10 protein-coding genes are annotated in these 10,534 nt (G+C 72.3%); 3 read left to right on the top strand and 7 right to left on the bottom strand.

Annotated features, from left to right (window positions below):
- A partial coding sequence (locus AADR41_RS39035; protein ID WP_342286971.1) for a SpoIIE family protein phosphatase occupies nt 1-2,282 on the top strand: 2,282 nt, incomplete at its 5' end.
- An 18-nt stretch (nt 2,283-2,300) separates the two neighbouring features.
- On the opposite strand, the gene AADR41_RS39030 is transcribed toward AADR41_RS39035, so the two are convergent.
- From AADR41_RS39030 to AADR41_RS39015, 5 genes are all read right to left on the bottom strand, one after another.
- Nucleotides 2,301-3,365: a lipoate--protein ligase family protein gene (locus AADR41_RS39030; RefSeq protein ID WP_342286970.1), complete on the bottom strand. Its 1,065-nt coding sequence runs from the start codon at nt 3,363-3,365 to the stop codon at nt 2,301-2,303.
- 142 nt (nt 3,366-3,507) lie between these two features.
- Nucleotides 3,508-3,882 (bottom strand): cytochrome P450, encoded by a 375-nt coding sequence (locus AADR41_RS43070; protein ID WP_446751189.1) that lies wholly within the window; start codon nt 3,880-3,882, stop codon nt 3,508-3,510.
- 42 nt (nt 3,883-3,924) lie between these two features.
- On the bottom strand, nt 3,925-4,263 hold the full coding sequence (locus AADR41_RS43065; RefSeq protein WP_446751188.1) for a hypothetical protein: 339 nt from the start codon (nt 4,261-4,263) through the stop codon (nt 3,925-3,927).
- 111 nt (nt 4,264-4,374) lie between these two features.
- Nucleotides 4,375-5,628, bottom strand: a complete 1,254-nt coding sequence (locus AADR41_RS39020; protein ID WP_342286969.1) for a sensor histidine kinase — start codon at nt 5,626-5,628, stop codon at nt 4,375-4,377.
- Nucleotides 5,625-6,302 carry a response regulator transcription factor gene (locus AADR41_RS39015; RefSeq protein ID WP_342286968.1) on the bottom strand — a complete coding sequence of 226 codons (678 nt, stop codon included), beginning with the start codon at nt 6,300-6,302 and terminating at the stop codon, nt 5,625-5,627. The genes AADR41_RS39020 and AADR41_RS39015 overlap by 4 nt, the downstream gene beginning before the upstream one ends.
- Before the next feature lie 214 nt (nt 6,303-6,516).
- Between AADR41_RS39015 and AADR41_RS39010 the strand changes: the two genes are divergently transcribed.
- Both AADR41_RS39010 and AADR41_RS39005 read left to right on the top strand, forming a co-directional pair.
- Nucleotides 6,517-7,197: a M15 family metallopeptidase gene (locus AADR41_RS39010; protein ID WP_342286966.1), complete on the top strand. Its 681-nt coding sequence runs from the start codon at nt 6,517-6,519 to the stop codon at nt 7,195-7,197.
- Nucleotides 7,198-7,418: 221 nt separating this feature from the next.
- Complete coding sequence (locus tag AADR41_RS39005; RefSeq protein WP_342286965.1) at nt 7,419-8,447, top strand: endonuclease/exonuclease/phosphatase family protein; 1,029 nt, start codon at nt 7,419-7,421, stop codon at nt 8,445-8,447.
- Nucleotides 8,448-8,898: 451 nt separating this feature from the next.
- Here AADR41_RS39005 and AADR41_RS39000 read toward each other — a convergent pair whose 3' ends face one another.
- Together AADR41_RS39000 and AADR41_RS38995 are read right to left on the bottom strand one after the other, a co-directional pair.
- The gene (locus tag AADR41_RS39000; protein WP_342286963.1) at nt 8,899-9,156 is read right to left on the bottom strand and encodes a twin-arginine translocase TatA/TatE family subunit; all 258 of its coding nucleotides are present in this window, start codon (nt 9,154-9,156) and stop codon (nt 8,899-8,901) included.
- Nucleotides 9,156-10,193 carry a sporulation protein gene (locus AADR41_RS38995; protein WP_342286961.1) on the bottom strand — a complete coding sequence of 346 codons (1,038 nt, stop codon included), beginning with the start codon at nt 10,191-10,193 and terminating at the stop codon, nt 9,156-9,158. Before AADR41_RS38995 ends, AADR41_RS39000 begins: the two co-directional genes overlap by 1 nt.
- Nucleotides 10,194-10,534: the final 341 nt, after the last annotated feature.

Below are 10,534 nucleotides of genomic sequence, written 5' to 3'. Positions count from 1 at the left end.
GCCGGGCGGGGGTGGGGTGGCGGGGCGTCGCTGACGTGCGGCGGCGCGACGGCAGCCCGATCGAGGTCGACCTGAGGGTCTCGGCCTCCTTTCACCTGGACGGCCGGGAGTGCTTCCTGGTCTCCGGTCGCGAACGGCGGCCCGAGTGGACGCTCGGGCAGTCCGTGCTGGACGCCTTCCTCGGCGGGTCGCCGATCGGCATGGCGGTGATGAGCCCGGACCTGCGCTACGTCTGGGTGAACGACACCCTGGAACGCTTCGGCGGCGTCCCGCGCGAGCAGCGGGTGGGCCACCGGCTGAGCGACGTGCTGCCGGGGCTGGAGACCGAGAACATCGAGACGCTGATGCGGGGTGTGCTGGACACCGGGATCCCCGTCATCGACTACGAGTACCTGGGCTGGACCTGGGCCGATCCGCGCCGCAAGCGCGCCTACTCCACCTCGTACCTGCCGCTCACCGACAACGACGGCGGCGTCACGGGCCTGTGCTACATGGTCCTGGACGTCACCGACCGGTGGAACGCCCAGCAGCGCCTGGCCCTGGTCAACGACGCCGGAGCCAGCATCGGCTCCACCCTGGACGTGATGCGTACGGCCCAGGAACTGGCCGACTTCGCGGTGCCGCGGTTCGCCGACTTCGTGATCGTCGACCTGCTGGAACCGGTCGCCAGCCCCGGTGCGCCCGGCCCGTGGCCGCTGGGCACAGGACTGTCCGGCGCCGAACCGGCCAGATCCGGCGCCACCGTCGCCGCCACCCGGCCGCAGATGCGCCGGGCCGCGATGAGTTCGGTGCGCGAGGGCTGCCCGGAGGCGGTCAGCCGGATCGGGGATCCGGTGGACTTCGTACCCCCGCCCCACGACATGCGGTTCCTCGTCGACGGCGAGCCCCTTCTCATCCCGGTACTCGACCCCGACAGCAGCGTATGGGCGGTCGAACAGCCCGCCAGGGCGGCGAGCATCCGCGAGTACGGACTCCACTCCCTGATCGCCGTACCCATGCGGGCCCGTGACACGGTGCTCGGTCTGACCACCTTCATCCGGTCGCAGGACCCCGCCCCGTTCGAACCGGACGACGTTCTCTCGGCCCGTGAGATGGTGGCGCGGGCCGCCGTGTGCCTGGACAACGCCCGCCGGTACACCCACGAGCACGCCGCCGCGCTGACCCTCCAGCGCAGTCTGCTCCCGCACACACTGCCCGGCGGAATGGCCCTGGACGTGGCCTCCTCCTACCTCCCGGCGGACGCCAAGGACGGTGTCGGCGGCGACTGGTTCGACGTGATCCCGCTGTCCGGCGCCCGGGTCGCCCTCGTCGTCGGCGACGTGGTCGGCCACGGCATCGCCGCCGCGGCCACCATGGGCCGGCTCCGCACCGCGGTGCACACCCTCGCCGACATGGACCTGCCGCCAGACGAACTCCTCGCCCACCTCGACGACCTCGTGCTCCGCCTCAGCGACGAGGAACCCGAGGGCGGGGAGCAGGGCACCCCGGTACTCGGCGCCACCTGCCTGTACGCCGTCTACGACCCGGTCACGCAGCGCTGCACCATGGCCCGGGCCGGCCATCCGCCGCCCGTCGTCGTCGCCCCGGACGGCCGGGTCACCTTCCTCGACCTGCCCGCGGGGCCGCCGCTGGGCCTGGGCGGCCTCCCGTTCGAGACGGCGGAGACCGACCTGCCCGAGGGAAGCCTGATCGGCCTCTACACCAACGGCCTGATCGAGGGCCGCGACCAGGACCCCGAGCTCGGCATGTCCCGCCTCGGCGGAGCCCTGGCACAGCGCGGCCTCCCGCTCGACGCCCTGTGCGCGGCGGTCGTGGATCAGCTGGTCCCGGTGCCCCAGCCCGACGACGTGGCCCTGCTGCTCGCCCGTACCCACGAGCTGAGCCCCGACCACGTCGCCTCGTGGGAAGTGGCCACCGACCCGGCCGCCGTCGCCGGGGTCCGGGCCCGGACCGCCCGCCAGCTGAGCGCCTGGGGCCTGGAGGAACTGGAGATGACGACCGAGCTGATCGTCAGCGAACTGGTCACCAACGCGGTGCGCTACGCCAGCGGGCCGATCCGGATCCGGCTGCTGCGCCAGTCCGTCCTGATCTGCGAGGTCTCCGACACCAGCAGCACCTCGCCACGGCTCAGACACGCCCGCACCACCGACGAGGGCGGCCGCGGCCTCTTCCTCGTCGCCCAGCTCACCCGCCGCTGGGGCACCCGCTACACGGCCGAGGGCAAGATCATCTGGACCGAACAGGAACTGCCCCGGCGGGCACCCCTCGCGACGGGAGGCTGATACCGGCCCGCGACGGCCTCACGGCACCCGAGCGGTCCATTCCTCCGTGCCGAACTTCGTCCGCACCAGTTCCTGGGCCCGGGTCATCTCCTCCGCCGTGACCGCACCGGTGGTCAGCCCGTAGCGGTCGTGGAAGGAGGCGATCATGTTCTCGATCACCTGCTCCCGGGCGAGGCCGGTCTGGCGGCGGAGCGGGTCGACACGCTTCTTGGCGCTCTTGGTGCCCTTGTCGGAGAGCTTCTCCCTGCTGATCCGCAGCACCTCCAGCATCTTGTCCGCGTCGATGTCGTACGACATCGTCACGTGATGCAGGACGGCTCCGGGGCCGCCGTCGGCGCCGACGATCCGCTTCTGAGCGGCTCCGGCGATCTTCCCGGCATCGGTGGCGATGTCGTTGAGCGGTTGGTACCAGGCCTTGATGCCCATGTCGCCGAGGGCGCCCAGCACCCAGTCGTCGAGGTAGGCGTAGCTGTCGGCGAAGGAGAGGCCGGAGACCAGCGAATCCGGCACGGACAGCGAGTACGTGATGGTGCTCATGGGCTCCACGAACATGGCCCCGCCACCGGAGATGCGGCGCACCACGGTCACTCCGTGCTTTGCCGCCCCCTCGGGATCCACCTCGTTGCGCAACGACTGGAAGCTGCCGATGATCACGGCGGGCGAGGCCCATTCCCAGACCCGCAACGTGGGCGCCCGCCGCCCGGCGGCCACCTCGGCGGTGAGGACCTCGTCCAGTGCCATGTGCAGTGCCGGGGCCTGTGGTTCCGTGTGCACCAGCTGCCAGTCGTAGTCGCTCCACTCGGTCGCACGGGCCAGCGCCCGCCGGACGGCGATGCCGACGCCCTCCGCGGTCAGCCCGAGCATGACGGTCGACTCCGGCAGCCCCGCCGTGATCCGGGCCGCAAGACCCGCGGTGTCCGTCGAGGACGGGGCGCCCTCCAGGGCGCTGTTGATCGAGAGGATCGCCTCGTCGGGCTCCAGAAAGAAGTCCCCGGCGACGCGCACGTTGCGCAGTACGCCTTCCGCGACGTCCAGGTCTACGACGACAAGCTTGCCGCCGGGCACCTTGTACTCGCCATGCACGGCTTCGTTCCCTTCCAGCGCGCGACGCGGACCCGGAGCGGGTCGCTCCGACATGGGATGGACGCGCACATACCTCGCATCGAACCCTAATGCCAGCCCGTGCCGAGCGGCCACGCAGCCCCGACGCCGTGACGGCCCGGCATCAGAAACGCGACCGGCGGGCCTGCCGTGCGCCGGCCCGCCCCAGGAAGCAACCGGACGAGGACAGCCACCCGGCCCGGCATGTTCCGGACGAGAGGCCCTGGGTGAAGAGCGGCAGCGACACCGGACCGCGGACAAGTCGCGTGCGGCGCCATTCCAGTTGGCCGGGTGGGACGGCGGGGCGGATCGCGGGAAAACGGGTCAGGACCGCCCGCAGGGCGATCTCTGCCTCGGCCCTGGCCAGGGGAGCGCCGACGCAGCGGTGGATGCCGTGGCCGAAGGCGAGACGGCCGGTGGTGTCCCGGTCCAGGTCGAGCCGGTCGGGTGACGGGAACTGTTCCGGGTCGCGGTTGGCGGCTCCGCGGCCGATCAGCACCGGGACGCCGGCGGGACGTCGGTGCTGCCGAGTGTGACGGCCTCAGTCGTGAACCGGAAAGTGGCCGTACTCACGGGGGAATCGAAGCGGAGCAGCTCGTCCGGCGCGGCCGGGAGGACGACGCCGGGAGCCCTCGTCCGCGAAGAAGGCGGCCGTGTCCTTCGAGAGCCGGGCGTCGCCGAGGGCTTCCCCGGCTTCCGCGTAGCCGGTGACGAGGTAGCCGGTGTGTCCACCGGCGCCGGCGGGGGTGGCCTGGACCGGGCACGTGGACCGCATGACCGCGCAAGCCGGGTACGGGTCCTGCCGGAAGCGGGGGTCCTGAGTCGGGTCGGTCCTGGCTTCAGGCTCCAACCGTTTGCGGCTGTACGTCATCGGCGACACGCCGGACATGGTGTGCGTGGACGTCGGCCACCAGGACCGGCGCGGCCCCTTCCGCCGCTCCGGCGCCGACATTGCGCCGGTCCGTCTTCCTCGCCCTGTGGTCCCACTCCCTCATCCCTGTTCGGACAGCTTCCTGGCTCCCGCGGTGCCTTCCGGGGCGCCGGGCAGGGACGCGCGGACGGTGAGTCCGCCGCCCGGGTTGGCGGTGAGGCTCAGGTCCGCGTGGTGGGCGCGGACGATGCTGGCGACGATCGCCAGGCCGAGGCCGTGGCCGCGGCGGGTGGAGTCCTGTTCGGCCAGACGCCCGCTGCCGCGCAGGAACGGCTCGGTGAGGCGGTCGACCGTGTCGTCCAGCCGCGGTCCGGTGTTGGTCACGGTCAGCAGGGCGCGGCCGGGCCGTGCCGGGTCGGGGCCGGTGGTCAGGGAGAGCGTGCCGCCGGTAGGCAGGTTGTGCCGTACGGCGTTGTGGAGCAGGTTCTGGGTCAGCTGGCGCAGCAGTACGCCGTTGCCGGTGACCGGGGCCGGGCGGATGTCGGCGCAGAGCGTGATGCTCCGTGCCCCGGCTTCCTCGCGGACGGCCTCGACGGCTGCCCGGGCGGTGTCGGCGAGGTCCAGGTGCTCCATGGTGGGCGGGGTGTGTTCGAGGGCGGAGAGCCGCAGCAGTGCGTCGGTGATGTCGATGCCGCGCTGGTTGGTCTCGCGGAGCCGGGAGACGAGTTGGCGGTAGTCCTGGCCGTCGGGGTCGGCGACGGCCACGTCGAGCATGGTGCGGCTGACGGCGAGCGGCGTGCGCAGTTCGTGCGAGGCGTTGGCGGCGAAGCGCTGCTGGGCTTCGAAGGACCGCTGGAGGCGGCCGAGCATGTCGTCGAAGGTGTCGGAGAGCTCGGTGAACTCGTCGCGCGGACCGGTGAGCCCGATGCGGTGGTCCAGAGAGCCGTGGGCGGCCCGGCGGGCTGCCCGGGTGATGTCTTGAAGGGGGCGCAGGACGCGGCCCGCGATGAGCCAGCCGGCGCCGAGCCCGACCAGCGCCAGCAGCAGCAGGGCGACGCCGGACGCCTTGGCCAGGGCCCGGAGGATGTCCGGGCGGGTGGCGATGGCAGCTGCCTGCGGGTTCACGTCCGCCAGCGGGTAGGAGGGCACGAAGCGCATGGCCAGGTAGACCACGATCAGGCTGAGCGCCCCGGCGACGGTGACGAACAGGGCGTACGTGAGGGTGAGCTTCATCCGGGCGGTCAGCCGCCGCGGCCGGCCGGACGGCGCCGGGCCCTCGGAACGGCCCTGGGGCCGGCCTCCGGACCGGTCCTCGAAGAGGCCTTCGGCCGAAGCGGCGCCGGTGTGCTGCCGGGGTGCGGGCCGCCGGTTCACCGGTCGCCCCCGGCCGGCTCGCCGAGGCGGTAGCCGACGCCGGGCACGGTGTGGATGGCCGACGGTTCACCGAGCCGTTTGCGGAGCGTGGACATGGTGATGCGGACCGCGTTGGTGAACGGGTCGGCGTTCTCGTCCCAGGCCCGCTCCAGCAGCGTCTCCGCGCTGACGACACCGCCGCGCGCGGTCATCAGGACCTCCAGCACGGCGAACTGCTTCCTGGTGAGCGCCACGTACCGCCCGTCGCGGAAGACCTCCCGCCGGAACGGGTCCAGCCGGATTCCGGCGCACTCGATGACCGGAGGAGTGCTGTCCTTGGGGCGGCGGGCCAGCGAGCGCAGCCGTACGACCAGCTCCTTCAGGTCGAAGGGCTTCGTCAGATAGTCGTCGGCGCCGATCTCGAAGCCGGTGACCTTCTCGTCCAGGAGGCCCGCCGCGGTCAGCATGAGCACCCGGCAGCCGAGCCGCCGCTCGACGATCGCCCGGCACACGTCGTCGCCGTGCGTGCCGGGAATGTCACGGTCGAGCACGACGATGTCGTACTCGTTCACATCGAGGCGCTCCAGGGCGGTGTCGCCGTCCCCGGCGATGTCGGAGGCGATGGCTTCGAGCCTCAGACCCGCCTGCACCGCCTCGGCGAGATACAGCTCGTCCTCGACAATCAGCACCCGCATACGGCCTCTCCTGCTCTGTGCCTCGCCCGGCAGGTCGCCGGTCCGTCCGGCCGCCCCTGTCCGGGCTGTCCGGGATGACCGTCCCCATTTGAGCGGTCCGGGCATATCGAAAACGTATCGGAAAATCGAAACGGTCCGGCAACACGGCCCACCGTTCACTCAAGGCATCGGTCCGCGGCACCCGCCGCGCTGTACGAGATGCCCGGAGGACACCATGCACGACAACCCCGCCAAGAGCCGCTCCGCCACGGCCGCGCGCCGCCTGCCCGGCCGGACAGCGGCAGGAGTGGGCGCGGTCCTGGTGGTGGCGCTGGCGGCGGCATGGGGCCTGACGACCCGGAGCGAACCGGCCGCGCACGCCGAAGCGACGCCGGACCGGGCACCCGGCGGCGGTGCGGCGACCGCCGAGGTCACCCCGGAGGGCGCCGACGGGGACGCCGACGGGGGCGCCGACGAGGGCGCCGACGAGGGCGGCGCCCCGGACGGCCGTCAGCTCACCCCCTTCGACACCCGGTACCCGGCCATCGCCCGGCTGGACGAGCGACTGCTGAAGGCCGTGCAGCAGGCGGCCCGGGACGCCCGCGACGACGGCATCGAATTCCGGGTCACCTCGGGATGGCGCAGCAAGGAACACCAGCAGCGCCTGCTGGACGAGGGCATCGAGAAGTACGGGAGCGCCGAGAAGGCGAGGCAGTTCGTGAACACCCCGCAGAAGTCGACGCACGTCTCCGGGAAGGCGGTCGACATCGGGCCCACCGATGCCGACGACTGGCTCATCCGCAACGGCGCCGACTACGGCCTGTGCCAGGTCTACAACAACGAGATGTGGCACTTCGAGCTCTTGACCCGCCCCGGTGGCACCTGCCCGACGCCCCTCAGCAACGCGGCCGGCTGACCGGCACCGTGCTCAGCCCCCGAGAGTCCGAGCCCTCTTCCGAAGGACATGTCATGGCCGATCCGCGCGAGGACCCCTATCCGGATGTGTACATCGGAGGCGGATTCTCCGACCCCACCTCCTCACCCCCCGATCCTTCGCCTTCGGATCCGTCGCTGTCCGATCCTGTCTCCTCCGATCCGTCTCCTGGTTGTCCGGCTCCGTCCGGTTCCGTTTCTGCGGTGGGAGATCCGGCCCCGGGCGGACAGCCGCCCGGCCGGTTCGGCCCGCCCGGCCGGTTCGGCCCGATCGGCGGGTTCGGCCCGATCGACGGGTTCGGACTGCTCGGCCTGGGGAGTGGCCGGGGCCGGATCCTGAGCGCGGTCGCCGTGCTGACCGGGCTGGTGATGGTCTGTCACTCGCTCGTGCCCAACTCGCCGGGCAATCTCGGCAGCCTCCTCGAAACCGTGCTGCCCTGGACCGGCCTGGCCGTTCCGGTGCTGCTCCTGGCCGCACTGTCGCGCAGGTCGGTGCCGGCCGTCGTCGCCACCCTGCTGCTCGGCGCCGTGTGGTCCGCCATGTTCGCGTCCCTGTACTTCGGCGGACGGAGCGACACCGAGCCGAACCTGACCGTGGTCACCCACAACGTCAACGCCGCCAACTCCGACCCCGCCGCCACCGCCCGAACGCTGCTGGCCGCCGACCCCGACCTGGTGGCCCTGGAAGAAGTGACCGACGAAGCCCTGCCCGCCTACCGGAAGGTGCTGGACCGCCGGCTCAGCCACCGTGTGCACATCGGGACCGTCGCCCTGTGGAGCCGCTACCCCATCACCGAATCCCGGCGCGTCACCATCGATCCCGGCTGGAGCCGCTCGCTGCGCGCCCAGGTCCGGGGGCCGAACGGTCCCCTCGCCGTGTACGTGGTCCATCTGCCCTCGGTCCGGGTCGGCGCGTCCGGCTTCGCCGTCGCGCGCCGCGACGAGACGCTCGCCGCTCTCGACCGGGCGGTCGACCGGGAGCGGCTGAAGAAGGTCCTCCTGCTGGGCGACCTCAACGGAGCCACCACCGACCGCGCCCTCGCGCCACTGACGTCCCGGCTGACGCCGGTCGAGGACGAGGCCGGGACGGGCTTCGGATTCAGCTGGCCCGCGGCCTTCCCGATCACCCGGATCGACCACATCCTCACCCGGGGCGTCACCCCCACCGATGCCTGGACCCTCCCCGCCACCGCCAGCGACCACCGGCCGATCGCCGCCGCCCTCAGGGCATAGGCCGACCGGCACAGTCCACCGCAGTCCGACGCCGCAGGGCGCTCCGGCCGACCCCGGACGGGCGGTTCGCGGTCTCGGGCGAGGACGAGGACGAAGACAAAGAACGAGGACGAAGACGAAGAACGAGGACGACGGACGCATCCGGATCCGGGAGACGTCGACGGGTCGTCGCGTACGGATCCTGGGCGGTCGCACCGAGGACGCCCGGGGCATCGCGCCGACCCCGGACGACCGGTTCCTCCTGTCGGGGAGCTCGGACGGCACCCTGCGCCCGTGGCGGCTCGTCCGGGGGCTCCGACCGCTGAGCGGCGGTCACCGGAACCGATTCGCAGGCCTGCGCGGCTCGGGGAGGCGTGCGGGTCCGAAGGCGTACGCCCCCGGTGCGGCCCGGACCCGATCCGTACTCGGGAGGGAGCGCGGGATCGGGTCCGGGCCGGAATCGGACTGTGTCCTATGCGCGGCCCTGGGGCTGCTGCCCCGTGTCCGGCCTCGGGTCCACGGCGTCCTGCCGGCCGACGGTCTCACCGCGGATGACCCGGGGCGCCCCCGTCGTGCCCTCGTCGTCCTTCGTCTCCTTCATCGCCTTCGCCTCGGCCTTGAGGATGCGGGCCGACTTCCCGGCGGAACGGGCCAGATCGGGGAGCCGCTTGGCGCCCAGGAGAACTATCACCACGATCAGAACGACCGCGATCTCGCTGATCCCGAACATCAGTCGTCACCACCCTCGTCATCGCCGTCGTCGTCGCCCTCGAAGAAGTCCCCTGCCTCGTCCACGACTTCGGCGGCGACCATGCCCCCGACGACGCCGACCGCGAGCCCGGCCGCGCCCACCGCGACCGCTGTGCCCAGGCCCGGTCCGGAGCGGTGACCGTCACCGTGATGCCGGTCGTCGTGGTGCCCGTGGCCGGGTTCGTGGCCGTGGTGCCCGGCGTACGGATCGCCGTGCCCGTACGAGGAGCCCGTCGCGTAGGCCGACCGGTGCTCGATCAGCTGCTGGAGCCAGCTTTCGACGAGCGCCCGCCAGTCCTGGTGGTGGATTCCGTCGTGCGCGACCGTGAACCGGGTGAGTGCGTCGTGCCCGTCGGAGAACAGCCCGCCGCGCCTGTCCGCCTCCAGGACCACCTCCATGCCGCCCGCGGTGGCGAGGAAGGTCACCTCGATCTCGTTGACCGCGTGCGCGTACTGTGGCGGCGGGGTCAGCTCGATCTCCTGGTAGAAGGGGAGTTGCTGACCGGTCCCGCCGATGCGGCCGTACTCCAGGTCCGCGGACCGGAAACCGAAGCCGAGCTGTCCGAACGCTTCGAGGATCGCCTCCTGCACCGGCAGCGGGCTCACCAGGAGCCGGTCGAGATCCCCCTTGTCCTTGGCCCCGGCGACCGACAACTCCGTGTGCACGCCGAGCACGATGCCCAGGCTCTGCCCGTACAACTCGGTGATCGGCGTCTCCCACGGCAGCGTGACCGTGAACGGCACGCTGAGCTGCTCGCCCTCGGCCAGCCGGAAGCCGCCGCCGACGGTGAAGCGCTCGAAGGCCACGACGCGCTCCTCCTCGCCGTCCTCGTGCTCGGCCTCCACCTGCGCGACGAGTTCCAGCGCGATGTGGTCGATGTCGAAGTCGGCGCTGCCGCCCTTGAGATGGACCTGGCCGGACAGCGGCCCGCCGGGAGCGGCTGCCCCGGTGGTGAGGACGGTGTCGACGGTTGGGCCGCCCACACCGAGCGAGCCGAGCAGTCGTTTGAACACCATGGCGGCGTCCACTCCCTTACGTGCGTACGAGGGGTACGGGGGAGCGCGGGAACGCCGAGGGGGCTCCCGTGCTCTACAGACGTGTAGAGCATAGGGCCGGTCGCGGGGCTTCCGGAGCCATGGAGGGCCGGTGGGCGGGAAAGTCCGAAAAGGATCGCCCAGACGGTCCGGGCAGCCGCTTGACGAGCGCGTTTTACCGTGCTTTTACCCTGGTCGAGCTGGTGCCCACGATGGTGATCGGAAACGGTCCGGGGGGGGGGGGGGGGGGGGGGGGGGGGGGGGGGGGGGGGGGGGGGGGGGGGGGGGGGGGGGGGGGGGGGGGGGGGGGGGGGGGGGGGGGG

It is taken from the genome of Streptomyces sp. CLV115, from assembly GCF_038448545.1.
GTDB classification, from domain to species: Bacteria; Actinomycetota; Actinomycetes; order Streptomycetales; family Streptomycetaceae; genus Streptomyces; species Streptomyces sanglieri.
This window is presented reverse-complemented; position numbering and strand designations above follow the sequence as displayed.

Bases quoted from the DNA above. Each gene is read 5' to 3' on its own strand.
- AADR41_RS39015 (WP_342286968.1), bottom strand. From the start codon at position 6,302: ATGCGGGTGCTGATTGTCGAGGACGAGCTGTATCTCGCCGAGGCGGTG.
- AADR41_RS39010 (WP_342286966.1), top strand. From the start codon at position 6,517: ATGCACGACAACCCCGCCAAGAGCCGCTCCGCCACGGCCGCGCGCCGC.
- AADR41_RS39000 (WP_342286963.1), bottom strand. From the start codon at position 9,156: ATGTTCGGGATCAGCGAGATCGCGGTCGTTCTGATCGTGGTGATAGTT.
- AADR41_RS38995 (WP_342286961.1), bottom strand. From the start codon at position 10,193: ATGGTGTTCAAACGACTGCTCGGCTCGCTCGGTGTGGGCGGCCCAACC.